General features: G+C 66.0%; 27 protein-coding genes and 1 pseudogene. 3 read left to right on the top strand and 25 right to left on the bottom strand.

Annotated elements, in window-relative coordinates:
* Positions 1–3: 3 nt before the first annotated feature.
* The 5 genes from trpB to CFB52_RS34690 all read right to left on the bottom strand — a co-directional run bounded on the left by trpB (position 4) and on the right by CFB52_RS34690 (position 5,444).
* Complete coding sequence (gene trpB / locus CFB52_RS19975; protein WP_059582753.1) at positions 4–1,197, bottom strand: tryptophan synthase subunit beta; 1,194 nt, start codon at positions 1,195–1,197, stop codon at positions 4–6.
* A gap of 55 nt (positions 1,198–1,252) precedes the next feature.
* Positions 1,253–1,957, bottom strand: a complete 705-nt coding sequence (locus CFB52_RS19970) for a phosphoribosylanthranilate isomerase (RefSeq protein ID WP_059582757.1) — start codon at positions 1,955–1,957, stop codon at positions 1,253–1,255.
* On the bottom strand, positions 1,954–2,766 hold the full coding sequence (truA, locus tag CFB52_RS19965; RefSeq protein WP_059582759.1) for a tRNA pseudouridine(38-40) synthase TruA: 813 nt from the start codon (positions 2,764–2,766) through the stop codon (positions 1,954–1,956). The genes CFB52_RS19970 and truA overlap by 4 nt, the downstream gene beginning before the upstream one ends.
* Positions 2,766–4,910, bottom strand: a complete 2,145-nt coding sequence (locus tag CFB52_RS19960) for a FimV/HubP family polar landmark protein (protein ID WP_059582762.1) — start codon at positions 4,908–4,910, stop codon at positions 2,766–2,768. Before CFB52_RS19960 ends, truA begins: the two co-directional genes overlap by 1 nt.
* Before the next feature lie 381 nt (positions 4,911–5,291).
* Positions 5,292–5,444 (bottom strand): hypothetical protein, encoded by a 153-nt coding sequence (locus CFB52_RS34690; protein WP_155634597.1) that lies wholly within the window; start codon positions 5,442–5,444, stop codon positions 5,292–5,294.
* A 223-nt stretch (positions 5,445–5,667) separates the two neighbouring features.
* Here CFB52_RS34690 and flgE point away from each other — a divergent pair, with 223 nt between their 5' ends.
* Entirely contained in the window at positions 5,668–6,912 is a 1,245-nt protein-coding gene (gene flgE, locus CFB52_RS19955; protein ID WP_059583132.1) for a flagellar hook protein FlgE, read from the top strand.
* Positions 6,913–7,011: 99 nt separating this feature from the next.
* Here the strand turns inward: flgE and asd are convergent, their stop codons facing one another.
* The 8 genes from asd to CFB52_RS19915 form a co-directional block, all read right to left on the bottom strand.
* Positions 7,012–8,133 (bottom strand): aspartate-semialdehyde dehydrogenase, encoded by a 1,122-nt coding sequence (asd, locus tag CFB52_RS19950; protein ID WP_059582764.1) that lies wholly within the window; start codon positions 8,131–8,133, stop codon positions 7,012–7,014.
* An 85-nt stretch (positions 8,134–8,218) separates the two neighbouring features.
* Positions 8,219–8,338 carry a hypothetical protein gene (locus tag CFB52_RS19945; protein WP_006756675.1) on the bottom strand — a complete coding sequence of 40 codons (120 nt, stop codon included), beginning with the start codon at positions 8,336–8,338 and terminating at the stop codon, positions 8,219–8,221.
* Positions 8,339–8,457: 119 nt separating this feature from the next.
* Positions 8,458–9,525: a 3-isopropylmalate dehydrogenase gene (gene leuB / locus CFB52_RS19940; RefSeq protein WP_059582767.1), complete on the bottom strand. Its 1,068-nt coding sequence runs from the start codon at positions 9,523–9,525 to the stop codon at positions 8,458–8,460.
* Between the two features lie 79 nt (positions 9,526–9,604).
* A complete protein-coding gene (gene leuD / locus CFB52_RS19935) occupies positions 9,605–10,255 on the bottom strand; it encodes a 3-isopropylmalate dehydratase small subunit (protein WP_059582769.1) in 651 nt (216 codons plus the stop codon).
* Positions 10,256–10,323: 68 nt separating this feature from the next.
* Complete coding sequence (locus tag CFB52_RS19930) at positions 10,324–10,470, bottom strand: entericidin A/B family lipoprotein (protein WP_011548098.1); 147 nt, start codon at positions 10,468–10,470, stop codon at positions 10,324–10,326.
* Between the two features lie 3 nt (positions 10,471–10,473).
* Complete coding sequence (leuC, locus tag CFB52_RS19925) at positions 10,474–11,883, bottom strand: 3-isopropylmalate dehydratase large subunit (RefSeq protein WP_059582772.1); 1,410 nt, start codon at positions 11,881–11,883, stop codon at positions 10,474–10,476.
* Between the two features lie 265 nt (positions 11,884–12,148).
* Positions 12,149–13,078, bottom strand: coding sequence for an alpha/beta fold hydrolase (locus tag CFB52_RS19920; RefSeq protein ID WP_059582776.1), 930 nt, complete (start codon positions 13,076–13,078; stop codon positions 12,149–12,151).
* A 170-nt stretch (positions 13,079–13,248) separates the two neighbouring features.
* Positions 13,249–13,854, bottom strand: coding sequence for a TetR/AcrR family transcriptional regulator (locus CFB52_RS19915; RefSeq protein ID WP_081066418.1), 606 nt, complete (start codon positions 13,852–13,854; stop codon positions 13,249–13,251).
* Positions 13,855–14,289: 435 nt separating this feature from the next.
* On the opposite strand from CFB52_RS19915, the gene CFB52_RS19910 reads away from it, so the two are divergent.
* Entirely contained in the window at positions 14,290–15,015 is a 726-nt protein-coding gene (locus tag CFB52_RS19910; protein ID WP_059582781.1) for a glutathione S-transferase, read from the top strand.
* A gap of 13 nt (positions 15,016–15,028) precedes the next feature.
* On the opposite strand, the pseudogene CFB52_RS35315 reads toward CFB52_RS19910, so the two are convergent.
* From CFB52_RS35315 to CFB52_RS19885, 5 genes and pseudogenes are all read right to left on the bottom strand, one after another.
* A pseudogene (locus tag CFB52_RS35315) lies at positions 15,029–15,302 on the bottom strand (hypothetical protein); the annotation flags it as partial.
* A 202-nt stretch (positions 15,303–15,504) separates the two neighbouring features.
* On the bottom strand, positions 15,505–15,969 hold the full coding sequence (locus CFB52_RS19900) for an Lrp/AsnC family transcriptional regulator (RefSeq protein ID WP_099317245.1): 465 nt from the start codon (positions 15,967–15,969) through the stop codon (positions 15,505–15,507).
* A 98-nt stretch (positions 15,970–16,067) separates the two neighbouring features.
* Entirely contained in the window at positions 16,068–16,826 is a 759-nt protein-coding gene (locus CFB52_RS19895; RefSeq protein ID WP_059583135.1) for a dimethylarginine dimethylaminohydrolase family protein, read from the bottom strand.
* 175 nt (positions 16,827–17,001) lie between these two features.
* Positions 17,002–18,252 carry a DUF1479 domain-containing protein gene (locus tag CFB52_RS19890; RefSeq protein WP_060009498.1) on the bottom strand — a complete coding sequence of 417 codons (1,251 nt, stop codon included), beginning with the start codon at positions 18,250–18,252 and terminating at the stop codon, positions 17,002–17,004.
* A 111-nt stretch (positions 18,253–18,363) separates the two neighbouring features.
* On the bottom strand, positions 18,364–18,753 hold the full coding sequence (locus CFB52_RS19885; protein ID WP_059582792.1) for a VOC family protein: 390 nt from the start codon (positions 18,751–18,753) through the stop codon (positions 18,364–18,366).
* Positions 18,754–18,824: 71 nt separating this feature from the next.
* On the opposite strand from CFB52_RS19885, the gene CFB52_RS19880 reads away from it, so the two are divergent.
* Positions 18,825–19,802, top strand: a complete 978-nt coding sequence (locus tag CFB52_RS19880) for an AraC family transcriptional regulator (protein ID WP_059582794.1) — start codon at positions 18,825–18,827, stop codon at positions 19,800–19,802.
* Positions 19,803–19,892: 90 nt separating this feature from the next.
* Here the strand turns inward: CFB52_RS19880 and gltA are convergent, their stop codons facing one another.
* The 7 genes from gltA to CFB52_RS19845 form a co-directional block, all read right to left on the bottom strand.
* On the bottom strand, positions 19,893–21,194 hold the full coding sequence (gltA, locus tag CFB52_RS19875; RefSeq protein WP_011881720.1) for a citrate synthase: 1,302 nt from the start codon (positions 21,192–21,194) through the stop codon (positions 19,893–19,895).
* Between the two features lie 66 nt (positions 21,195–21,260).
* Positions 21,261–21,533 (bottom strand): succinate dehydrogenase assembly factor 2, encoded by a 273-nt coding sequence (locus tag CFB52_RS19870; protein ID WP_059582797.1) that lies wholly within the window; start codon positions 21,531–21,533, stop codon positions 21,261–21,263.
* Between the two features lie 6 nt (positions 21,534–21,539).
* Positions 21,540–22,241: a succinate dehydrogenase iron-sulfur subunit gene (locus CFB52_RS19865; RefSeq protein ID WP_059582800.1), complete on the bottom strand. Its 702-nt coding sequence runs from the start codon at positions 22,239–22,241 to the stop codon at positions 21,540–21,542.
* 21 nt (positions 22,242–22,262) lie between these two features.
* Positions 22,263–24,038, bottom strand: coding sequence for a succinate dehydrogenase flavoprotein subunit (gene sdhA / locus CFB52_RS19860; protein ID WP_059582803.1), 1,776 nt, complete (start codon positions 24,036–24,038; stop codon positions 22,263–22,265).
* Between the two features lie 3 nt (positions 24,039–24,041).
* Positions 24,042–24,410, bottom strand: a complete 369-nt coding sequence (gene sdhD, locus CFB52_RS19855) for a succinate dehydrogenase, hydrophobic membrane anchor protein (RefSeq protein ID WP_006487767.1) — start codon at positions 24,408–24,410, stop codon at positions 24,042–24,044.
* 4 nt (positions 24,411–24,414) lie between these two features.
* A complete protein-coding gene (gene sdhC / locus CFB52_RS19850) occupies positions 24,415–24,831 on the bottom strand; it encodes a succinate dehydrogenase, cytochrome b556 subunit (RefSeq protein WP_059582807.1) in 417 nt (138 codons plus the stop codon).
* Positions 24,832–24,999: 168 nt separating this feature from the next.
* Positions 25,000–25,815 carry a GntR family transcriptional regulator gene (locus CFB52_RS19845; protein ID WP_059583137.1) on the bottom strand — a complete coding sequence of 272 codons (816 nt, stop codon included), beginning with the start codon at positions 25,813–25,815 and terminating at the stop codon, positions 25,000–25,002.
* Positions 25,816–25,926 lie beyond the last annotated feature (111 nt).

Raw genomic sequence — 25,926 nt, 5'->3', positions numbered from 1 at the left:
GGGTCAGAGCGCGATGCCCGATCGCTCGGCGACCGTGTGCATGTCCTTGTCGCCGCGGCCCGACAGGTTGACGAGCAGGATCTTGTCCTTCGGCAACGTCGGCGCGAGCTTCACGCCATACGCGATCGCGTGGCTCGACTCGAGCGCGGGAATGATCCCCTCGATCCGGCAGCAGTCGTGGAACGCCTTCAACGCTTCCGCGTCGGTGATCGGCACGTACTGCGCGCGGCCGCTGTCCTTCAGCCATGCGTGCTCGGGGCCGACGCCCGGATAGTCGAGGCCCGCCGACACCGAATGCGTCTCGATGATCTGGCCGTTGTCGTCCTGCAGCAGGTACGTGCGATTGCCGTGCAGCACGCCCGGGCTGCCGGCGATCAGCGACGCCGCGTGATGGCCCGTGTCGAGGCCGTCGCCGGCCGCTTCGACGCCGATCAGCTGCACCGACGTATCGTCGATGTACGGATAGAAAATGCCCATCGCGTTCGACCCGCCGCCGACGCAGGCGATCACCGCGTCGGGCTGCCGGCCCGCGAGCTCGGGCATCTGCACCTTGCACTCGTCGCCGATCACGCGCTGGAAGTCGCGCACCATCATCGGGTACGGGTGCGGGCCCGCGACCGTGCCGATGATGTAGAACGTGCTTTCGATGTTCGTGACCCAGTCGCGCATCGCTTCGTTCAGCGCGTCCTTCAGCGTGCGCGAACCCGATTCGACCGGCACGACCGTCGCGCCCAGCAGCTTCATCCGGTACACGTTCGCGGCCTGTCGGCGCACGTCCTCGGCGCCCATGTAGACGACGCACTCCATCCCGAAGCGCGCGCAGATGGTCGCGGTCGCGACGCCGTGCTGGCCGGCGCCCGTTTCCGCGATCACGCGCTTCTTGCCCATGCGCTTCGCGAGCAGCGCCTGGCCGATCACGTTGTTGATCTTGTGCGCGCCCGTGTGGTTCAGGTCTTCACGCTTCAGGTAGATCTGCGCGCCGCCGAGCGTCTCGCTCCAGCGCTGCGCGTGGTAGATCGGCGACGGACGGCCGACGAAATGCTTCAGCTCGCGCTCGAATTCGGCGACGAAATCGGGATCGTTCTGGAACTTTTCATACGCCGCGCGCAATTCGTCCAGCGCGTGAATCAGCGTCTCAGCGACGAACACGCCGCCATACGGGCCGAAATGGCCACGATCATCAGGAAGGTTGTACATGGTGTCTCTCTCGATCGGTCGGTGCGCCCCGCCCGCGGGGCCGCACCGGCTTGCATCACCCGGCGTCCGCTTCGCGCACCGCGCGTACGAACGCCGCCATCCGGGCGTGATCCTTCACGCCCTTCGCGCCCTCCACCTCGATGCCACTGGAGACATCGACAGCAAACGGACGCAGCTGGCGGATCGCATCACCGACGTTTTGCGCGTTCAAGCCACCACTCAAAACGGCCCGACGCGCGAGCTCTGCGGGAATAAGAGACCAATCGAAGACCTTGCCGCTACCGCCGTAATCCGGCACCAGGGTGTCGAACAGGAGGCCGCGCGCTTTCGAATAATGAAGAGCCGATTCTACCAAATCGGCACGCTGCGTCGAGGGGCCGACGCGCACCGCGCGCAACCACGGCAGGCGCGCCGCGCGGCCGAGCGCGTCGCACTGCTCGGGCGTCTCGTCGCCATGGAACTGCAGCACCGTGAGCGGCACGTCGCGCACGACGGCTTCGATCTCGGCCTCGGTCGCATTCACGAACAGTCCGACCACCGAGACGAACGGCGGCGCCAGGCTCGCCAGCTCGGCCGCCTGCGCGATCGTCACCGCGCGCGGGCTCTTCGGGTAGAACACGAGGCCGATCGCATCGGCGCCGAGGGCTGCCGCGTGCAGCACGTCCTCGGGCCGAGACAGCCCGCACAGCTTGATGCGCGTGCGCGGCGGCACGCCCGCCGCCGCGGCGGAACTCGAAGGGGACACGGCGTGATCCGTCATGATTGTGGGTCCAGATCGGCCCAGACGCTGCTCCACGGCACGCTGCCGAGCTGCGCGGGCGGGACGGCGAATTCCGCCGGGTAGCCGACGTGGGCGAGGTACAGCCCGTCGGCCATGAACGTGGGTGCGGCGAGGTTGCGGTCGCGCCCGGCCAGCACGTCGGCGAGCCAGTCGGCCGGATATCGGCCGCGCCCGACCGCGACGAGGCAGCCCATCAGGTTGCGCACCATGTGATGCAGGAACGCGTTCGCGCGAAAGCGGAAATGGATGAAATGCCCGGCGCGCCGCACGTCGATCTGATACAGGTGTTTGACCGGCGTCTTCGATTGGCATTCCGACGACCGGAACGACGAAAAATCATGCTCGCCGATCAGGTGCGCGGCGGCGGCGCGCATCGCGTCGTCGTCGAGCGGCGTGTGGATCCAGCCCGCGCGCCCGGCCAGCATCGGCGAACGCACGGGATGCACGTACAGCGCGTAGTAATAGGTGCGCTCGAACGCCGAGAAGCGCGCATGGAACGTGTCCGGCATCGGCTTCGCCCATTGCACCGACACGGTCGGCGGCAGGAACGCGTTGGTGCCGCGCACCCACGAGAACACCTCGCGCTCGAGATCCGTGTCGAAATGCACGACCTGCCCGAGCCCGTGCACGCCGGTATCGGTGCGCCCGGCCACCGTCGTGTGCAGCGGCACCCGCGCGAACTCGGCCAGCGCATGCTCGAGCCGGTCCTGCACGGTCTTGCCGTGCGGCTGCGCCTGCCAGCCGCAGAACGCCGCGCCGTCGTACTGGATGCCCAGCGCGATCCGCATCACGCCTCGTCCGCCAGTTTCGCGAGCAGCGCGCGTGCATCGTCGCGCGTCGCGGCGTCGTTCGCGTCGACCACTTCCTGCAGCAGCGTCCGCGCGCCGGCCAGATCGCCCAGCTCGACGTATTCGGCCGCGAGGTCGAGCTTGTTGCGCGCGATGCGCGCGAGCTCGTCCGCGGTGAGCGCGGGCAGTGCGGCGCCCGGGGTGGACGGCAGGTCGAGATCGAAATCGAGCTTCAGCGCGCCGAACTGCGCGCCGCCGAGCGGCGGCAGCGATGTCGCCGCAGGCGGGCCGCCCGCTTGGCCGGCGGGCGTCGCCGCGTCCGGATCCCAGTCGAACTCGTCGTCGTGGTCGACCGGATGTTCCGGTGTCGTTTCACCCGAACCCATTGGCGGGTGCTGGGCGGATTGACCGTTAGTTGCGATTTTGCCGGTGTCGGACTGCGTTGCCCGCGTGGCAAGGGCCTCCGGCGTCAACGACGGCTCGTCCGCCGCCCGCGGCGGCAACGGCATGTCGAGACTGTTGAGCGCGCTGATCGCGTTCTGCATCAGCGTCGCGTGCTGTGCTTCGGTCGTCGAAGGGGCGACGGATGCGGCGGTCGGCTCGGTCGGCTCGGCCTGCTTGTCGGCGCCAGTGGTTTTTTCCGCCGGTTCTGCGTCGGGCGGAGCCTCAGCCGGAACCGGAATCGCGTCGTTCGCGGGCGACACGGCAGCGACGGCAGCCGGCAATTCGGGCGACTCGTCGCGCGGTGCCGCCACTTCAGGCGCAGTCGATGTGTCCGCTGCGGGCGGCTCGACCGCCTCCGCCGCCGCAGCAGTGGCCGCGGCGAGATTCATGTCGGACGCCGCATCGCGTGCGACCGGCATTTCGGGCGTGATCGGCAGTTCACGTTCGACGGTCGGCGCGGCTCCCGCAGCCGCGGCGCCGCCTGCTGCGGCTGCGGTCGTATCGGCACCCGCGTCGTCCGCGCGGCGACCCTTCCGGCGCTTGCGCCATACGAAGCCGGCCGCGAGCACGATCACGGCTGCACCGGCCGCGGCGGCCGGGCGCCAGTCCATCTGTTCGGTACGACGTGCCGGTGTGGCGACGGGCGCGATCGGTTGCACGGAAGCCGATGCCGGTTGCGGTGCGCTGGCTGCCACACCCGACGCGGCTTCGTCCACCGTCGATGCGGCGGCCGACGCACTCGCGTCATTCGCGGCCAGACGCGGCGCGGCGGGCGCCGGAGCCGGCGCAGGCGCGACGCCGGTCGTCGTCGCCGGTTTGCCGATGCCGTGCTTCTGCAACTCCATCAGCACGCGATTCTTCAACGCCAGCAATTGCTGCAAGCTCGACGGCCGGGGCTGCGACGCTCCCACGGCGGGCGCCGCGCCGCCCGGTTCGCGCACGCCGGAAACCGGACTGCCCGGCACCGCCTGCCCCGCCGCCTCGCTCGCGGACGACGGCGCCGACTGGATCGCCCCGCTCCACACATGCGGGCCGCTGGCACCGCCCGTGGGCGCCGCCGGCTGCGTGCTGTCGACACCCGACGCGCCCTGTGCGGCCGCCGCCCCGGTCGAAGCCGAAGCACCGGTCGAAGCCGAAGCACCGATCGAAACCGCCACCCCCGCCGCCGGCGCACTCGCACCGCTCACCGGAGCCGCATGCACGGCCGACGCCACCGGCGCGGATTGCACCGCCGAGCCAGGATGCGGCGCGGATGCGCCGTGCTGCGCGATCGCCGCCCCACCCGATGCGGCGGCGGGCGCGGAAGCGGCCGTCGCACCGGAGGCAGCGGACGCGCCGGCCGGCACGAGCGCCGCGCCGGTGGCGTCGAGCGCGGGCACGGTCAGCGTCGCGCCGACTTTCAGCCGGCTCGCGTCGCGCTTCATGAACGCCTGCGGATTGGCGTCGAACAGCGCACGGGCGGCGCGCGCGAGCACGGCCGGGTCGTGCGATTGCGTGGCCGCTTTCGCGATGTCGTTCAGCGACTGGCCCGGCTGGACCGTCACGGTAAGCGGTGCGGCGGCGCCGGCGGCGGACGCCGGCAGTTCGCCGGTGCCGACTGCCCACGCCGATGCGGCTGCGCCAAGCGCCAGGATCGTCAGCGCCCCACGCACGGCGCGCGACAGACGGGACTGACGCGGAAACAAGGAAATTCGGGACATCGTTGGCTCTATCGCCGCGCGCGGGCGCGGCTCGGATTCGCGGTTGGAAGCGTCAATAAAGTTGCTGCAGAAATGCAAAAGCGTCGCGCGAAACGCGACGCTTTCGGCGGGTCTGTGCGTCGTAACCGCGTAGTTTACTTCACGCGCTCGAGTTCCGGCCGAATTCGTCGCCAGCCGGCGCGCGCGTCGGGCGGGTCCGCCTGCCGCAGCCCATGCATTCGATCGACCAGAACGCCCCCCACGCGCGCTGTCGAAAACCGTCTCGCAACAGCACCGCCCCCTGCTCGAATGACGCGGCCTTTCGGTGCTCACTGCGCGTCCACCGCAGGATCACGGCGACAGCATCGCAAACGCTCCCTCAATGACCCGCCCCGCCAGCCGTTAAAGAATTAGCCGCAGGAAATCCAAATAATCCCAGCCGGCAATCAATCCCGAACCAACAAATTTCAATTCGTCGATAAGAAGGCAGTTCATCCCGCTTATCGGCGAAATGAAAATCCACATCACCAAAGCCCCGCCCCATAAGGCTTTCATCGCCTTCCGCCCACCTGTCTCTCATACAAAGGCGATCTTTTCCGCATCAATTCAATTTCATTACACAAAATTACACAGACCCAACCGTTGCCGTCGATACGATCGCCTTCAACCGGGAATCGGCATATTTCGACTTCGCGGTCGGACCGATGCCGTGAAGGACCAGAGGGCCATCGCGCAGTCGCACGACTGCATTCACTACCAGCTCGTTACGGGGACGAACATGGGCTATCAGCAGGGTTTGAGCGGGTTGGCCGGCGCGTCGAGCAACCTCGACGTGATCGGCAACAACATCGCGAACGCAAACACGGTCGGCTTCAAGCAGGGGCGCGCGAACTTCGCGGACATGTACGCGAATTCGGTCGCGACGTCGGTCAACACGCAGATCGGCATCGGTACGCGGCTCGCGTCGGTGCAACAGAATTTCGGCCAGGGCACCATCAATTCGACGAAGTCGTCGCTCGACGTCGCGATCAACGGCAACGGCTTCTTCCAGATGTCGAGCAACGGCGTGACCACGTACTCGCGCGACGGCACGTTCCACCGCGACAAGAACGGCGCGATCGTCGACGCGCAAGGCCGCAACCTGATGGGCTATGCGGCAGGCGCCGGCGGCGCGATCAACACCGCGCAGACCGTGCCGCTGCAGGCGCCGACCAGCAACATCGCGCCGCGCGCGACGAACAAGATCACCGGCCAGTTCAACCTGAACGCCCAGGACAAGGTGCCGGCCAAGACGCCGTTCAACGCGACCGACAACACGACGTTCAACTACAACTCGTCGATCCAGGTCTACGACACGCTCGGCGGCTCGCAGCAGGTCACGATGTACTTCGCAAAGAGCGCGGCCGGCACGTGGCAGGCCTACGCGGGCGTGCAGGGCCAGACGCCGACGCATCTCGGCACCGTCACGTTCGACGCATCGGGCCGGATCAGCTCGACGACGTCGGCCGCGACCGGGCAGCCGACGCCGAGCCTCGGCCAGTTCGCGTTCTCGATCCCGAACACGACGGGCGGCGCCAATCCGCAGAACCTGACGCTCGACCTGGGCGGCACGACGCAATACGGCGGCAAGGACGGCGTGAACAATCTCGCGCAGGACGGCTTCGCGAGCGGCACGCTGACGACGTTCTCGATCGGCAGCGACGGCAAGCTGACCGGCAACTATTCGAACGGACAGAGCACGGTGCTCGGCCTGATCGCGCTCGCGAACTTCAACAACCCGAACGGGCTCGTGAACATCGGCGGCAACCAGTATGCGGAAACGGCCGCGTCGGGCGTGCCGCAGATCTCCGCGCCGGGCAGCACGAACCACGGCACGCTGCAGGGCAGCGCGCTCGAAAACGCGAACGTCAACCTGACCACCGAGCTCGTGAACCTGATCACTGCGCAGCGCAATTACCAGGCGAATGCGCAGACGATCAAGACCCAGCAGGCCGTCGACCAGACGTTGCTGAACCTGCGCTGAACCGCGCATGAAAAACGCGCCGCGCCGGCCCCGAATCTCGAGGCCGACGCGGCGCGTCGTATCGTGCAGCCCGGCCCGCGAGCCGGACAGCGAGCGTGCTTACTTGTCGAGCAGGATGCGCAGCATGCGGCGCAGCGGCTCGGCCGCGCCCCACAGCAACTGATCGCCGACCGTGAACGCCGACAGGTATTCGCCGCCCATCGCGAGCTTGCGCAGGCGGCCGACCGGCACCGACAGCGTGCCGGTGATCTTCGCCGGCGACAGGTCGCGCATCGACGCTTCGCGCTCGTTCGGCACGACCTTCACCCAGTCGTTCGCCGATGCGAGGATGCCGTTGATTTCGTCGAGCGGCACGTCCTTCTTCAGCTTGATCGTCAGCGCCTGCGAGTGGCAGCGCATCGCGCCGATCCGCACGCACAGCCCGTCGACCGGGATCGAACCCGGTTCGCCCATCGCCGGCTTGCCGAGGATCTTGTTGGTTTCCGCGCCGCCCTTCCACTCTTCCTTCGACATCCCGTTGCCGAGATCCTTGTCGATCCACGGGATCAGCGAACCGGCGAGCGGCACGCCGAACTGGCTCGTCGGCATCGCGTCGCTGTTCATCGCGGCCAGCACGCGGCGGTCGATGTCGAGGATCGCGGAGGCCGGATCGGCGAGCTGTTCCTGTACCGCGCCGTTCAGCGTGCCCATCTGCGACAGCAGCTCACGCATGTTCTGCGCGCCCGCGCCCGATGCGGCCTGGTAGGTCATCGCCGTCATCCAGTCGACGAGATTCTCGCGGAACAGGCCGCCGAGCGCCATCAGCATCAGGCTGACCGTGCAGTTGCCGCCGATGAAGTTCTTCGTGCCCTTGACGAGCGCGTCCTTGATCACGTCGAGGTTGACCGGATCGAGGATGATGACCGCGTCGTCCTGCATCCGCAGCGACGATGCCGCATCGATCCAGTAGCCGTTCCAGCCGGCCGCGCGCAGCTTCGGGAACACGTCGTTCGTGTAGTCGCCGCCCTGGCACGTGATGATCACGTCGCACTTCTTCAGCTCGTCGACGCTGGTCGCGTCCTTGAGCGTGGTCTCGTTTTTCGCGAACGACGGCGCCTTGCCGCCCGTGTTGCTGGTGCTGAAAAACACCGGTTCGATCAGGTCGAAATCGCCCTCTTCCTGCATGCGCTGCATCAGGACGCTGCCGACCATGCCGCGCCAACCTACGAGACCTACGTTCATGACTAACCCTTTGCTTTGAATGGAGCTTCCCCGCCATTTCCGTCCCCGCGTGACCGCGCGGGGAAACAGGCGGGCACGACGGCGATCAGCGTTTAATGATCGTTTTCGTGGTAATGGTTTTCGTGATGACGATGGCGCGCGCACCCGCACGGGCAGTGTTGCCGTGGAGTTTCAGGACCGGGGAGATCAGGGAAATCAGCGCCATCGTTCGAGTCTACACAAAGCCGGTGGCCCGCACAACGGCCAACCGCGCGCGAACCGGCCGATTTTCACGGCCCGTTCGCGCCCTTTTCCACATTAGTTACCGCACTTCATTTCCCACGCTTACAGCGCGGCGACCACCGCATCGCCCATCGCCGCCGTGCCGACCTGCTTGCAGCCCGGCGTCGCGATGTCGCCCGTGCGGTAGCCTTGTTCGAGCACCGTTTTCACCGCGCGCTCGATACGATCGGCCTGCTCCGCGCGATTCAGCGAATAGCGCAGCAGCATCGCGGCCGACAGGATCGTCGCGAGCGGGTTCGCGATGCCCTTGCCCGCGATGTCCGGCGCCGAACCGTGCGACGGCTCGTACAGCCCCTTGTTGTGCTTGTCGAGCGACGCGGACGGCAGCATGCCGATCGAGCCCGTCAGCATCGACGCCTCATCCGACAGGATGTCGCCGAACATGTTGCCGGTGACGATCACGTCGAACTGCTTCGGCGCCTTCGCGAGCTGCATCGCCGCGTTGTCGACGTACATGTGCGACAGCTCGACGTCCGCGTACTCCTTCGACACGTCGATCATGATGTCGCGCCAGAACTGCGACGTCTCCAGCACGTTCGACTTGTCGACCGACAGCAGCTTCTTCGCGCGCTTTTGCGCGGCCTGGAACGCGACGTGCGCGATGCGGCGCACCTCCGGCTCCGAATAGCGCATCGTGTCGAAGCCTTCGCGCTCGCCGGCGAACGGGCCGTCCGGCGCCGAGCGCACGCCGCGCGGCTGGCCGAAGTAGATGTCGCCGTTCAGTTCGCGCACGATCAGGATGTCGAGGCCCGCGACGAGCTCCGGCTTCAGCGGCGACGCATCGACGAGCTGCGGATAGCAGATCGCCGGGCGGAAATTCGCGAACAGCTCGAGGTGCTTGCGCAGCCCGAGGATCGCCTGCTCGGGGCGCAGCGCGCGCTCGAGCGAGTCGTACTTCCAGTCGCCGACCGCGCCGAACAGGATCGCGTCGGCCTGCTTCGCGAGCGCCAGCGTCGCGTCGGGCAGCGGATGGCCGCTCGCCTCGTAGCCCGCGCCGCCGACCGGCGCCTGTTCGAGTTCGAACTTCTCGTCGAGTGCGTTCAGCACCTTCACCGCTTCATTGACGATTTCCGGACCGATGCCGTCGCCGGGCAGCACTGCAATCTTCATGCGAAATTCCTGACTGGGTAGGGTGTTATGGAGGCAGGCCGGCGAGCGCACGCACGGCGCGCCCGCCTGCAACGCGCGCTCAGCCGACCAGCTTGGTGCTGAGCCACGGCTGCTTCACGAGCCGCTCCGCTTCGAACTGGCGGATCTTGTCCGCGTGGCGCAGCGTGAGGCCGATGTCGTCGAAGCCGTTCAGCAGGCAGTACTTGCGGAACGCGGCGATCTCGAACGGATACTCGCGGCCGTCGCCCGCGCGCACGACCTGCGCGTCGAGGTCGATCGTCAGCTGGTAGCCGTTGAACGCGTACGTGTCGCTGAACAGGTGATCGACCTGCTGCTCGGTCAGCACGATCGGCAGCAGGCCGTTCTTGTAGCAGTTGTTGAAGAAGATGTCCGCGAAGCTCGGCGCGATGATCGCGCGGAAGCCGTACTGCTGCAGCGCCCACGGCGCGTGCTCGCGCGAGCTCCCGCAACCGAAGTTCTTGCGGGCGAGCAGCACCGATGCACCCTGGTAGCGCGGCTGGTTCAGCACGAAGTCCGGGTTCAGCGGACGCTTCGAGTTGTCCTGGCCCGGCTCGCCGTGATCGAGGTAACGCCATTCGTCGAACGCGTTCGGACCGAAGCCCGTGCGCTTGATCGACTTCAGGAACTGCTTCGGGATGATCGCGTCGGTGTCGACGTTCTCGCGATCGAGCGGCGCCACGACGCCGGTATGTACAGTGAATTTTTCCATGATCCGTCTATCCGGTTGAAGGGCCGGCAGTCAGCCGGCGCACATCGACAAATTCTCGGCGGGAACCGTCACTCCGCGGCGCGCTTCAGCGCGCTGCCGGCGGCATTGACGTCTTCACCGAAGCCGCGGACGGTATTGCAGCCGGCCAGGCCGAAACCCAGCCCCGCCAGCGCCAGCGCGGCAACCAGCCGCGCGATGACTTTCGATGCCGTCACGCGTCACCCCAGCTGGCGAATGTCGACGAAGTGGCCTTCGATCGCCGCGGCCGCCGCCATCGCGGGGCTCACGAGGTGCGTGCGACCGCCCGCGCCCTGCCGGCCTTCGAAGTTGCGGTTCGACGTCGACGCGCAGCGCTCGCCCGGCTCGAGCCGGTCGGCGTTCATCGCGAGGCACATCGAGCAGCCCGGCTCGCGCCATTCGAAGCCCGCATCGGTGAACACCTTGTCGAGCCCTTCGCGCTCGGCCTGCGCCTTCACGAGGCCCGAGCCCGGCACGACCATCGCGAGCCGCACGTTCGACGCGATGCGGCGGTTCAGCTTCTTCACGACGTACGCGGCCGCGCGGATGTCCTCGATCCGGGCGTTCGTGCACGAGCCGATGAAGATCTTGTCGACCTTGATCGATTCGATCGGCGTGTTCGGCTCGAGCGCCATGTACGCCAGCGCGCGCTCCATCGCGTCGCGCTTGACCGGATCCTTCTCGCGTTCGGGATCGGGCACGCGACCGTCGATCGACGTGACCATTTCCGGCGACGTGCCCCACGTGACCTGCGGGACGATCTCGGCCGCGTTCAGCTCGACCACGCGGTCGAACTGCGCGCCGTCGTCCGACTTGAACTGGCGCCAGTACTCGACGGCCTGATCCCATTCCGCGCCGGTCGGCACGAACGGACGGCCCTTCAGGTAGTCGATCGTCGTGTCGTCCACCGCGACCATGCCCGCGCGCGCGCCGGCCTCGATCGCCATGTTGCAGACGGTCATGCGGCCTTCCATCGTCAGCGCGCGAATGGTCGAGCCGCCGAATTCGATCGCGTAGCCCGTGCCGCCTGCCGTGCCGATCTTGCCGATGATCGCGAGCACGATGTCCTTCGCGGTACAGCCGCGCGGCAGCGCGCCCTCGACCTTCACGAGCATGTTCTTGCTCTTCTTCTGCAGCAGGGTCTGCGTCGCGAGCACGTGCTCGACTTCGGACGTGCCGATGCCGTGGGCGAGCGCGCCGAACGCGCCGTGCGTCGACGTATGCGAATCGCCGCACACGATCGTCATGCCCGGCAGCGTCGCGCCCTGTTCCGGCCCGATGATGTGGACGATGCCCTGGCGCACGTCGTTCATCTTGAACTGCGTGATGCCGAATGCATCGCAGTTCGCGTCGAGCGTGTCGACCTGCAGCTTCGAGACGGGATCGGCGATGCCGTGGCTGCGGTCCGTCGTCGGCACGTTGTGGTCCGACACGGCCAGGTTCGCGCTGATGCGCCACACCGGGCGCTGCGCGATCTTCAGCCCTTCGAATGCCTGCGGGCTCGTGACTTCATGCAGCAGTTGACGGTCGATGTAGAGCAGGGTCGTGCCGTCTTCCTCGGTGTGGACCACGTGGGTGTTCCACAGTTTGTCGTAGAGAGTCTGTGCCATGGGTATGCGGGGTCGTTGTGACTACAAGCCTTGCGGATGCGATCGATTATGCCACGCAAAATCGGCCCATGGAGTACCACGATAACGAAAAAAGTGAATAAAAACAGTGAGTTGGGTGGTACACGCGATACCCGGATAAGTATTACCCGGCAAGCGCGGCAGCGCGTGCGGCACAGGCGCGTGCCGCACCGACGGGGCTTGCTCCGCGCACCATGTCGGCCGTCGTGGGCCGCTCCAGCCCTTGCAATCGACTCGCGGCGACGTGCTACCGGAAGAAATTGCGCAACGCGCGCGCCAGCGCCTGCGGTTGTTCCTCAGGGATGAAATGCCCGCTATATGCGATCGTCGCAGCCGTCACGTCTTCCGCGACATGTTCGAGCGGCCCTGCCATGTCGGGTATGGATCCCTGGTCGGCACTGACAGCGAGCACGGGCATCTTCAGCTTTCCTCGCGCCTGCAGCTTGCGGTTCTGGGCCGACGATTCCGACACGGCCCGATAAAATGCCAGGCCCGCTCGCAACCCGCCGTCCCTGGTGAACACCCGGACGTACTCGTCGATATCCGCGTCGGAGAACGATTCGGGATTTGCCGCCTTGCGACGCAAGAACCAATCGAGATACGCGCGCTCCCTGCCGGCGATCAACGTCTCCGGCAGGTCGGCTACCGCATGGAATGCAAAGTGCCACGTGCGCCATGCGCTGCGAGGCTCGATCGGCAGTGCGTCGGGCAGCGTGATGCCGGGTATCCCGGCGTCGAGCAACGCCATGCGCTTCACTGAATCGGGATACATCGCCGCAAACGGATAGGCGACCCATGCGCCGACGTCGTGAGCGGCCAGGTAAAAGCGCGAGATATTTTGCCGCTCCAGCAGGCGCGCAAGCGTTGTCGCGACGGTCTGCGTGTCATACCCGGTGAGCGGCCGGTCCGAGTCGCCTTGCCCGGGAAGATCCGGCGCCACGATCCTGAATTCGTCCGCGAGCAGGGACATGATTCTGCGCCACGCGTACCAGCTTTCCGGAAACCCCGCGAGCAACACAATGGTCTCGCCGTCGGTGCGGCCGCCTTCGACATAATGAAGGCGCACCCCGTCCACCGTATCGAACCGATGACGAAAGCCGCTGAGCCGCGGGTCTTCGCGAAAATAGGGTGTGGTCGCAAGCGGCAAAGAATCCGCGGTCGATTGATGCTGGTGCATAAGTTCGTCCTCTCTATGGAATCGACTTTCCTGGATGATGGTTCACCACGCGCAGCGCGAGCAATGGCATTGGGAAATAGTCGTTTCCTAATTCGACAGAACCAGATCGCGCGCACGCGTGGTTTCGCGTGTTACTTCACATCGAGTTACCCAAGGGATGACGCTCTACCCTAGTTGAGCAGCCGCATGGCCTCGTCGACCAGCATCGACATATCGCTGCGGCGTTGGCCGAGCTTACCCACCACTCGAAGCCCCTGCACCATGGTGAACAGACAGCTCGACGTGGCTTGTGCGTTCAGCGTGGCATCGACGGACCCATCGGCCTGCCCCTGCCTGATCAAATCGCGAAGGAGACGCTCGACCCGCTGCATCGATTTGTGAACGATGTCGGCGATCTCGCTATCCAACGTACCGAGAACAATAGCGCCGCCCACGACCAGACAGCCCTTTCGGCCCTCGTCTCCATGCGAGACGTCCGCATAAAAGCGCAGCAGCGCGCGCACCTTGTCCCGTCCGTTCCTTTCATCGGCAAGGATCGTGTTGAGTTCGCTCGCGCGCCGATCGACGTACCGGTTCAACGCGGCAACGAATATGGCGTTCTTGTCCGCAAAAGCCTTGTAAAGACTGCCGGTGGTGAGCCCTGTCTCCCGGGACAGATCGCCGATGGAAGTCGCATGATAGCCACGCTCGCGAAAGACGCGGATGAAGCCGTCCAGCGCTTGCTCCATGTCGAATTCTCGCGGCCTGCCAACGTTCGGTGCAATTTTCGTCGCCATGCGGCATTATAGGAAATGATCATTTCCAAATCAAGCGATCCGGAACCGCGCAACGAGGCATACGATTAAACGACCGGCCGAAAACGCGCCTTTCCTTCCGTTTCTTGCAGGGTTCGTCCTCGCGGGTTCCGCATCGGGGCGGCTTCCGACCGACGGGGAAGGTCAAGGCCTGTTCGCGCCCATAGGTGACGGGCTTGCGCTGGCGCTGACCCGCTTCGCCAGCGGCGACACGCACCCTGGCATGATCGGCGGTGAACTGGTCGAACGCAGCCACGAAGGCGTGTGGGCGCGACGAACGCCGCGCATGAAACGCGGCGCCGCTGGCATTTCGCACTCGATCTCGTAGACTGTCTATTCGCAACGGGCGGCACGCGGCCGCCCTCCCGCCATCACGATGCGAGCATCACCCGAAGCATCGAAGGACAGGAGCACTGCATGCGATATGAACTCTATTACTGGCCTGAAATCCAGGGCCGCGGCGAGTACGTGCGCCTCGCGCTGGAAGCAGCCGAGGCCGACTACGTCGACGTCGCGCGCGAATCGGGACGCGGGATGGGCGTGGCGGCGATGATGCGCATGATGGACGACACGAAAGCGGAATGCGTGCCGTTCGCACCGCCGTTCCTGAAGGCGGGCGACGTGGTCGTCGGACAGACCGCGAACATCCTGCTGTTTCTCGGCGCGCGGCTCGGACTCGCGCCCGACGACGAAGCCGGCCGGCTGTGGGTGCACCAGCTCCAGTTGACCGCCGCCGATTTCATCACCGAGATCCACGACACGCACCATCCGATCGGCAGCGGCCTGTACTACGAGGACCAGAAGGCGGAAGCGGCCGAGCGCGCGGCCGATTTCCTCGAGAACCGGCTGCCGAAATTCCTCGGCTACTTCGATCGCGTGCTCGAACAGAATCCGCACAAGAGCGGTTATATCGCGGGCAACACGCTCACCTACGCGGACCTGTCGATGTTCCAGTTGATCGAGGGCCTGCGCTATGCGTTTCCGAAAGCGATGAAGCGCGCGGAACGCAAGATCGCCGGGCTCGTCGCGCTGCACGATCGCGTCGCACGGCATCCGCCCGTCGCGCACTACCTCGAGTCGGAACGCCGCATCCCGTTCAACGACATGGGGATCTTCCGGCACTATCCGGAGCTGGACAAGTAACGGCCGGCTGCCGTTACCCCATCGCGGCAGCGGCCGACCGGCGCGGTGGCCCGTGCCGCGCGGCGGCCGCGTCGACGGCCTCGACCGAGCGCGTGAGCCACGGCCCGATGTCCATTTCCTCGTAGCGCACGAGCCGGCTTTTGCGCGCGCGGCGACAGCGTCGCGAACATCGGCGCGTGCCCTTCCGATGCGAGGTTGTACAGCGTCCGTGCCGCCGCGTAGGCACCCGAATTGCCGGCCGACAGCACGGCCGTCAGGATCAACGGATTCATCGCGCCGGCGGCGAGCTGGATCGCGATCATCGCGATGCGACGGCCCTGCAGACGGCGTTTCAGCGTCGCTCCGGACGGCGCGGCCGTCTGCGCTGCCGCTTGCGCGGCATCCATAATGTTCACCCCGATCGTGATCCGGGACAGTCGATTCGATTCGGGATGCAAATCGATCGCGCCGGTCATTCGCATCGAAACCGGCCCTGGCTGGCCGGTCGCCTCACACGACGCTGCGCTTGATCGTCTGCAGTTCGGCCGTCGTCACGATCCTCTCGATCCGGAATCGCGGGCTTTCCAGCCACACGTTCGCGATCCGCCGGTACTCGTCGAGATCCTCGCACGCGAGCCGCACGAGAAAATCGAACGTGCCGCTCACCAGCCAGCAATCGAGCACGGCCGGATTCGCGCGCATTTCCTCCTCGAACGGCGCCTGCGAACGCCCGTGGTCGGCCAGCACGATCTGCGCGATCACGACGATCGGCTTGGTCGCGCGCGGCGCGTTGATCACCGCGCGGTACCCTTCGATCACGCCGAGCGCCTCGAGCCGCTCCACGCGCGCCTGGCACGGCCGCGGCGTGAGATTCACGCGTTCCGACAGCTTCCGGTAGGAAATCCGTCCGTCGGTGCGCAGGATGTCGAGAATCCGGAGATCGATCTTGTCCAACTGCATCTTCTTGTCGGTCATCCGCGTTCGCTCCGGTCGGGTCGTGGCTCATGGGAGGAACGTCTGCCGTTCCACACGCGGGCCATATTATCCGGCCGCCGCCGCCGCGCGCCAATCGACTAGAACCGCAGCGACAGGCACGTCAGGCCGCCGTCCATCTTGCGGAACTCGCTCGTGTCGATCACGTGCAGCGGCATGCCGAGCGACGCGATCGCGTCATGCACGCGCGGATAGCCGGCCGGCGTGATCAGCGTGCCGTTCACGCGCAGCGTGTTGGCCGCATATTCGTCGGCGGCGGAAATCGCGATCCTTCGATAGTCGGCGAACGCCGGATGCGCGGCCAGCGCGTCGGTCACGAGCAGCGTGTCGTCGCCAAGCGCATTGACGACCGATTTCAGGTGCAGGCCGGCGCCAACCGGCACCGCGACGACCGAATATCCATGGCGCGACACCAGCGACTCGAACGCGGCGATGCCTTGCGCGTCGGTGCGGCTCGTCAGCCCGATGAAGAAGCGCTTGCCGACCAGCATCACGTCGCCGCCGTCGAGGCGGCCCTGTTGCATCGGCAGCAGCTCGCGATGCACGCGCAGCGACGCTTCGATGTGCGCGGTCTCGCCGCGCCGGGCGGGCGCGCCGGGGCGCGTGATCACCGCGAACTCCGGCGTGACGACGGCGACGTCCTCGACGAAGTGCGAATCGGGAAACGCATCGAGCGGCGGCAGTTCGGTCAGCTCGACCGCGAGCATGCGCAGCGCGTCGCAGTATGCGTGGAACTGCGCGAGCGTCTTGTCGTAGTCGGGTGCGCCGAGTTCGGCGGTGGTCAGGCCCGCGCCGCAGGACGGCGCGGGACGGCGAACGATCGCTTGCGTGAATTGCATCGACTCCTCCATGATCTGCGCCGCACCCGTGCCGTGCACGGGCCGGCGGCGTCGTGACCGGACCATTATCGGAAGCCAAATTGCGCAATTCGCGTCGAATTCGGCGGCGCCGACAGCCGATTGCGTCGAATTGCGCGCACCACGCAGCCGATTCGGCGAACGGGCCGCCCGCGCGTCATGCGCCGGGCTCGAATCCCATCTGCGCGCGGCCGAGCGCCGTGAGTTCGGCCTCCCCCGCGCGCCCGTCGAAATCGACCTCGAAATGGTCGGCCGGGAAATCGGGCGGGCTGTCGCCGCGCAGGAACGCGCAACGCTGGCGTTGCAAGTATGCGTCGTTCTTCGCGCAGCCCGGCGCGGCCGCGATGTACATCACGTTGCTGTCGCCGCTGCCGCGATGCGCATCCTCGACCGCATGCACGACGTCACCGTGCCAGAACACCGCGTCGCCCGGTTCCATATGCGGGATCGGCACCAGCGCATCGAGCAGCAGCGTGTGCCATTCCGGGCGAATCGACAGCGCGCGGCCGGGACGCGCGCCGCACAGGTCGTCGTCGGCGACGTCGTCCTGCAGCGCGCGCAGCACGACATAGGCCATCGCGTTCGCAACCGGGATCAGCTGCAGCGTGCCGTCGCCGGGCCCCTGCGGTGTCAGCGCGGTCCAGCCCTGGAACGTGCGGAACATCGAACACACGGCCGGCGACGGAATCTCTTCGACGTCGGGCCGGAACGCCGCATCGAAGGGATCGTACTCGCGCCAGCGGCCGGCCAGCACATGGCGATAGACCTGCCGAAAATTCGCGCCGAGCCAGCGCTCGACCGAGCCGCCGTCGACATGCGGCGACAGCCCGAGCGACGTCGAACCGGGCGGCCGGCGGCGGATCCGGTCCGCATACGCGGGCACCCGGTCGGGATCGAAATGCGCACGTGCGCCGTCCGCATGCCGCCACAGGCGGTTCAGGAACACCCGCGCCTGCGTGAGCGCCGGCGACTGGCGCGCGGCCACCTGCGGCTTCGACCAGTAGACGCCGTAGATCTGCGGCTTGCCCGACGCCAGATTGCCGAAATAGCGGTCTTCCGCGCGCGCGTGCAGCCGGTCGGCGAAACGGTTCGCATCCAGATACGCGCCGATCTCGTCGTTCCAGTCGCGTGCCTGCCTCGCATCGAACACGCCGCGGATCACGACCGCGCCATGCGTGCGGATCGCCGCAACCGCATGCGGATCGACCCGGCCGCCCGCGATATCCGCGAACGGCACGACCGGAATCACGTCGTGGCCGTGCGCGTGCGCGCGGCGGATCGCATCGACCTGCCGGGCGATGTCGCCCTCCACTTCGCGGAACGTGGCCGCATAACCGGGCAAATCGGCGCGCAGCGCCCGTTTCGCCGCGCGGATCGCGGCAGGCATGTCGTCAATCGTCAGTTGCATCGTCGTCTCCTCGCTGAAAGCGTGTCGTGATGTGCTGTCAGCGTACGGCCGGCACACGGCCGTCATCACCACTATCCGGCCAACGATCGATACAATCCTGACAATCGTGCGTCATTCGGGACGATGGCAGACCACGCAGAGCTTGTTGCCGTCCGGGTCGCGGAAATACGCGCCGTAATAGTCGCGGTGATAGTGCGGCCGCAGGCCCGGCGGCCCTTCGCAGGTGCCGCCATGCCGCAGCGCGAGCGCGTGACAGCGATCGACGTGCGCGCGGGTCGGCGCATCGAACGCGATCGTGTGGCCGTTGCCCGGCTCCGGTGGGCGGCCGTCGAGCGGCTTGCCGAAGAAGAACAGCGGCCGCTCGGCGTCGGCCGGCATCCAGCCCGACCAGCCGTCCGGCTCGCGGAATTTCAGGCGCAGCCCGAGTGCCGCGAACAGCGGCGCATAGAAATCGTAGGCGCGCGCCGTATCACCGACGCCCACGCACACATGTGAAAACATGGCATCGCTCCTTGGTGAGAATCGCCCACGATCATGCCACGGCGCACTGCCCGCCCCTACCGGAGGCCGCGATGAAACCGCAATACGAGCACGTGACGTTCGCGTCCGGCTGTTCGATCCGCGTCTATCACCGCCAGCTCGCGCGCATTCCGTTCGAATGGCATCGCCATCCCGAGTACGAACTGACGCTGACGCTCAACAGCCGCGGCCAGCGCTTCATCGGCGATCACGTCGCGCGCTACGCGGACGACGATCTCGTGCTCGTGCCGCCGAACCTGCCGCATACGTGGTCGTCGAACGCGCGCATCGATCGCGACGCGCCCGAAGTCGCGCTCGTCGTCTGGTTCGACGGAGACTGGGCGCGGCGGCTGGCCGACTGCTGCCCCGAATACGCGCCGCTGCGCTCGCTGCTGCGGCGCGCGGCGCCGGGGCTGCACTTCGACGTGGAGACGGCCCGCGCGATGCGCGCGCGGCTGCCGCGGTTGCTCGATCCGTCGCCGCGCGTACGGCTTGCAGCCACGCTCGACACGCTTGCCGATCTCGCGGAGGCCGGCGGCGAACCGCTCGCCACCGCGCATGCGTACGACCGGCCCGACGGCGCGCCGTCGCCCGGCGGGCCGGGCGCGCCCGAAGCCGAACGTCTAGACCGCGTGCTCGACGCGATCGACCGGCATTTCCACGAACCGCTGCGCATCGACGCACTCGCCGCTGCCGCGCACCTGTCCGAACGCACGCTGCAACGGTTGTTCGTCCGGCATCTCGGCGAAAGCGTCGGCCGTTACGTGCAGCGGCTGCGCCTCGCGCATGCATGCCGCCATCTCGTCGGCACCGACTGGCCGATCGCGACGGTCGCCGCGCGCTGCGGCATTCCGAATGCCGCGAACTTCAATCGCCAGTTCCTCGCCGCGCGCGGCACGACGCCCGGCGCGTACCGGCAGTTCTTCAAGCAGCACGGCCATGCACCGGACGACGACGCGCCCGCGCTCGACACGCGGCCGCCGTCGCTGGAGCGCCGCGCCGGCTCGGGCCAACGTCGGCCGCGCAAATGAAAACACCCCGACGGGCTGACCCGTCGGGGTGTCGTGGCGTTGCGGTTGCCCGACGCGAGCGGCCTGCCGGCCGTTCGCGCCGCACACGGTTTAACGTGCGTTGAGCGGCTTCGCTTCGCGCGGCGTATCGCCGATGAACAGCTGGCGCGGACGGCCGATCTTCTGTTCCGGATCGGCGATCATTTCGTTCCACTGTGCGATCCAGCCGACCGTACGTGCCATCGCGAAGATACACGTGAACATCGACGTCGGGATGCCCAGCGCGCGCTGGACGATACCCGAGTAGAAGTCGACGTTCGGGTACAGCTTGCGCGACACGAAGTATTCGTCTTCCAGCGCGATCTTCTCGAGCTGCATCGCGAGCTTGAACAGCGGGTCGTCGTGCAGGCCCAGTTCGTTCAGCACTTCGTAGCACGTCTCGCGCATCAGCTTCGCACGCGGGTCGTAGTTCTTGTACACGCGGTGGCCGAAGCCCATCAGCTTCACGCCCGAGTTCTTGTCCTTCACCTGCTTGATGAATTCGGGGATGTTGTCCGGCGAACCGATCTGCTCGAGCATGTTCAGCGCGGCTTCGTTCGCACCGCCGTGCGCCGGGCCCCACAGACACGCGATACCGGCCGCGATACACGCGAACGGGTTCGCGCCCGACGAGCCGGCCAGACGGACCGTCGACGTCGATGCGTTCTGCTCGTGATCGGCGTGCAGGATCAGGATGCGGTCGAGCGCGCGGACAAGCACGTCGTTGACCTTGTACTCTTCGCACGGATTCGAGAACATCATGTGCATGAAGTTCGCGCTGTACGACAGCGAGTTCTTCGGATACACGAACGGCTGGCCGATGCTGTACTTGTACGCCATCGCGACGAGCGTCGGCAGCTTCGCGATCATGCGGATCGCCGACACTTCGCGGTGACGCGGGTCGTTGATGTCGAGCGAGTCGTGGTAGAACGCCGACAGCGCGCCGACCGCGGCGACCAGGATCGCCATCGGGTGCGCGTCGCGACGGAAGCCACGGAAGAAGAAGTGCATCTGCTCGTGCACCATCGTGTGCTTCGTGACGGTGTCGACGAATTCCTTCTTCTGCGCGGCGTTCGGCAGTTCGCCCTTCAGCAGCAGGTAGCAGCTTTCGAGGAAGTCCGCGTTTTGTGCGAGGTTGTCGATCGGGTAGCCGCGGTACAGCAGCTCGCCCTTGTCGCCGTCGATGTACGTGATCGCCGAATTACACGAAGCCGTCGACATGAAGCCCGGGTCGTAAGTGAACTTGCCGGTCTGGCCGTACAGCTTGCGGATGTCGATCACGTCCGGGCCCATCGTGCCCTTGTAGATCGGCATTTCGACGCTCGGCGAGTTGTCGCTGAACGATAGCGTGGCTTTAACATCAGACGGAGTCATGGCACATCCTCAATCGAAATAAAGAAACGGGATTCGATAACGGGCGCAGCGCGTTACACCTTGGCGTCACACGTTGCGCAGCATCTCCAACAGCCGGTGAATGTCCGGGCTGTCTAGGTCGCCTTCTGGTTCCTTGCGCGCGAGGAGCAAGTCCATCAGGTCGTTGTCGCTCAGATCGAGCAGGCGCGACAACGCGCCTACGTCTGCATCGGTGAGGTCATGCTCGTATCGGCTGAAGAAACGCTCGAATACGATGTCGTTTTCCAGCAGACCCCGCCGCGCGCGCCAGCGCAGGCGCGCGCGGCGGTGCGGGTCGGATTGATGCGATTCGTCGCTCATCAAACTTTATACCGCGCGCCGAACCATCAGTTCCTTGATCTTGCCGATCGCCTTCGTCGGGTTCAAGCCCTTCGGGCAAACGTCGACGCAGTTCATGATCGTATGGCAACGGAACAGACGGTACGGGTCTTCCAGGTTGTCGAGACGCTCGCCGGTGGCGGTGTCGCGGCTGTCCGCGATGAAGCGGTAAGCCTGCAGCAGGCCGGCCGGGCCGACGAACTTGTCCGGGTTCCACCAGAAGCTCGGGCACGACGTCGAGCAGCTCGCGCACAGAATGCACTCGTACACGCCGTCGAGCTCGTCGCGCTCTTCCGGCGACTGGAGGCGTTCCTTCTCCGGCGGCGGCGCGTCGTTGATCAGGTACGGCTTGATCGAGTGGTACTGGTTGAAGAAGTGCGTCATGTCGACGATCAGGTCGCGCACGACGGGCAGGCCCGGCAGCGGGCGCAGCACGATCTTGTGCGGCAGGTCGTTCAGGTTCGTCAGGCACGCGAGACCGTTCTTGCCGTTGATGTTCATCGCGTCCGAACCGCACACGCCTTCGCGGCACGAACGGCGGAACGACAGCGTCTCGTCCAGTGCCTTCAGCTTGACCAGTGCGTCGAGCAGCATGCGCTCATGCTGGATCTCGAGCTCGTACGTCTGCATGCGCGGCGCTGCGTCCTTGTCCGGATCGTAGCGGTAGACTTCAAAAATGCGTTTTGCCATTTCGGATTCCTTTGACTCGGCTTAGAACGTGCGCGGCTTCGGCGGCACGGAATCGACCGTCAGCGGCTTCATTTGAACCGGCTTGTAGTCGAGGCGGTCGCCTTCGCTGTACCACAGCGTGTGGCGCAGCCAGTTCTCGTCGTCGCGGTGTTCGTAGTCGCTGTGCGCGTGCGCGCCGCGGCTTTCCTTGCGCGCCTCCGCCGACACCATCGTTGCGCGGGCCACTTCGATCAGGTTCTCCAGCTCGAGCGCTTCGACGCGCGCGGTGTTGAACACCTTCGACTTGTCCTTCAGGTGGATGTTTTCCACGCGCGCCTTCAGGCCGGCCATCTGGTCGACGCCTTCCTTCAGCAGCGCCGACGTGCGGAACACGCCTGCGTGCTTCTGCATCGTCGCGCGGATGTCGTTCGCGACGTCCTGCGTGTACTCGCCCGAGCTCGACTTGTCGAGCTTGTTCAGGCGCGCGAGCGAGAACTCGCCCGCATCCGCCGGCAGCGGCTTGTGTTCCTTCTGGTTCTTCACGTGCTGGACGATGTGGTTGCCGGCCGCGCGGCCGAACACCACGAGGTCCAGCAGCGAGTTCGTGCCGAGACGGTTCGCGCCGTGCACCGACACGCACGAGCATTCGCCCACTGCGTAGAAGCCGTTGACCGGTTCCTTGTGATCGCGCGACGTGCCGACGACCTGACCGTGGATGTTGGTCGGGATGCCGCCCATCTGGTAGTGGATCGTCGGGACGACCGGGATCGGCTCCTTGATCGCGTCGACGTTCGCGAACTTCAGCGCGATTTCGCGGATCGACGGCAGACGCTTCATGATCGTCTCGGCGCCGATGTGCGACAGGTCGAGCAGCACGTGATCCTTGTTCGGACCGACGCCGCGGCCTTCCTTGATTTCCTGGTCCATCGAGCGCGACACGAAGTCACGCGGCGCCAGATCCTTCAGCGTCGGTGCGTAGCGTTCCATGAAGCGCTCGCCGTTCGCGTTGCGCAGGATGCCGCCTTCGCCGCGCACGCCTTCGGTGATCAGCACGCCCGCGCCGGCCACGCCGGTCGGGTGGAACTGCCAGAACTCCATGTCCTGCAGCGCGATGCCCGAGCGGGCCGCCATGCCGAGGCCGTCGCCGGTGTTGATGAACGCGTTCGTCGATGCCGCGAAGATCCGGCCTGCGCCGCCCGTCGCGAACAGCGTCGTCTTGCCTTCCATGATGTAGACGTCGCCCGTCTCCATCTCGAGGGCCGTCACGCCGAGCACGTCGCCGTCCGCGTCGCGGATCAGGTCGAGCGCCATCCATTCGACGAAGAACTGCGTCTTTGCCTCGACGTTCTGCTGGTACAGCGTGTGCAGCAGCGCGTGACCGGTACGGTCGGCGGCCGCGCAAGCGCGCTGGACCGGCTTCTCGCCGTAGTTCGCGGTATGGCCGCCGAACGGACGCTGGTAGATCGTGCCGTCCGCGTTACGGTCGAACGGCATGCCGAAGTGCTCGAGTTCGTACACGACGTTCGGCGCTTCGCGGCACATGAACTCGATCGCGTCCTGGTCGCCGAGCCAGTCGGAACCCTTGATCGTGTCGTAGAAGTGGTAGTGCCAGTTGTCTTCGCTCATGTTGCCGAGCGACGCGCCGATCCCGCCTTGCGCGGCGACCGTGTGCGAACGGGTCGGGAACACCTTCGACAGCACGCCGACCGACAGGCCCGCGCGCGACAGTTGCAGCGCCGCGCGCAAGCCGGAGCCGCCCGCGCCGACGATCACGACGTCAAACTTGCGGCGCGGGAGGGAAGTTTTGATTGCAGCCATTCTTTACACTCTCCAGAGAATCTGCGCGGCGTAGCCCGCACATGCGAGCAGCCAGACGATGGTCAGCGATTGCAGCAGCAGGCGCACACCGACGGGCTTCACGTAGTCCATCCAGATGTCGCGCACGCCGACCCATGCGTGGTAGAAGAGGGAAAGCAGCATCACGAAGGTCGCGAGCTTCATCCATTGCGCGGCGAAGATCGATGCCCAGCCTTCGTACGAAAAATCGTGCGCGCCGAAGAACAGGACGAGCAGAATGACCGTGTAGACCGCCATAATCGTGGCGGTGACGCGCTGCGCGAGCCAGTCGCGCAGGCCGTAGTGTGCGCCGACGACGAGGCGCTTCGAGCCGATTCGGTTGTTGGCTGCCATTTTCTTAGAATGCTCCGAACAGTTTGAGTGCCATGGCGATCGTCAGCGCGATCGAGACGACAAAGACGACGACGGCCGTCCGCTTGCCGCCTTCCTTCGAGACGGCGTCGTGGTTGACGTCCATCAGCAGGTGGCGAATGCCGGCGCAGAAATGGTGGAAGAAGGCCCACGACAACGCGAGGACGATCAGCTTGACGACGATGTTGGAGAGGAAAGCCTTGAAGACTTCGAAGCTGAGCTCGGAAGTGAGGCTCTGGTCGAAGAGGAACAGCAGGAACGGCAGGAACAGGAACAGCAGCGCGCCGCTGACTCGGTGGAGAATCGACAGTATCGCCGCCAGCGGCATGCGATACTTCAACGTGATGTCGCCGATTCCGATGTTCCGGTATTCCGGCCTCGGCTTTCTTACTGCGTCAGTCATGCTAGACCCCTACTATGTTGTCACACTAATCCGCGATTTTAGCGCCTTTTCATATCGCGCTGCAGCGAAAGTCTGCTCTGGATAATTGCGCGAACACGAACAAAGGCGGCCCGAAACGTGCTTCGCGAGCGTGGGAAACGCGAATGCACGCGGCTGAACCGAACGTCGTCAGCTCAAGTCATTCTGATAGTAGTACCCGGTTGTGACATACCAGCCGCGACGCACTTCCACCGGCCGATCCCCGTACGTATAGGACACGCGCTCGACCGACAGCAGCGGGAAACCGGCCGGCACGTGTAGCAGGTCGGCCACCGCCGGATCCGCCGCGACCGCGCGGATCTTTTCCGTCGCGCGGATCATCCGCGTACCGAACTCCGTCTCGAACATCGCGTAGAGCGGCCCCTTGTATTCGCTCAACCGCTCGAACGTCAGCCCGCGGAACATCGCGCCCGGCAGCCAGATCTCGTCGAGCACCGTCACTTCGCCGTCGAATTCCAGCAGGCGGCGCACCTGCACGACGGGGTCGGCGGGCTTCAGGTCGAGCTGACGCGCGATCTCGGCCGGCGCGCGCAGGCGCCGGCATTCGAGCAGACGGCTCACGTGCGGGTGCTCGGCGCCGTCGTCGGCCAGCAGACGCAGAAAGCGGAATTGCGCGCGATCCTCGTTGTGCGTTGCAACAAAAGTACCCTTGCCCTGCCGCCTGACCACCAGGTTTTCGGCGGCCAGCTCGTCGATCGCCTTGCGAACGGTGCCCTGGCTGACCTTGTAACGGGCCGCGAGCTCCACTTCGCTCGGGATGATCTCGCCCGGCTTCCATTCGCCGGATTCGAGACTCTGCGTGATCAACGACTTGATCTGCTGGTATAACGGGCTGAACGTCGGCGACGCGGCCGCCGCGGGCGAAGCCGCGGGATCGCCCGCGCCCGGCTGCCCTGGGCCGCCTGCGCCGGTCTGATTCGCGGTGTTCGCCTGGTTCGATGTCATGGCGCGCATTTCATCACAAACCGCACTTTTTCGTCCACTCAATTTCCGCAAAACATCTGTCTTATATAAGACATATGATACCGTTTGACTTTGCGCGTGACGGCTCCTACA

Source organism: Burkholderia sp. AU18528, assembly GCF_002223215.2.
Taxonomy (GTDB): Bacteria; Pseudomonadota; Gammaproteobacteria; order Burkholderiales; family Burkholderiaceae; genus Burkholderia; species Burkholderia semiarida.
The sequence above is the reverse complement of the archived record's forward strand: the minus strand, read 5'-3'. Positions and strand labels throughout refer to the sequence as shown.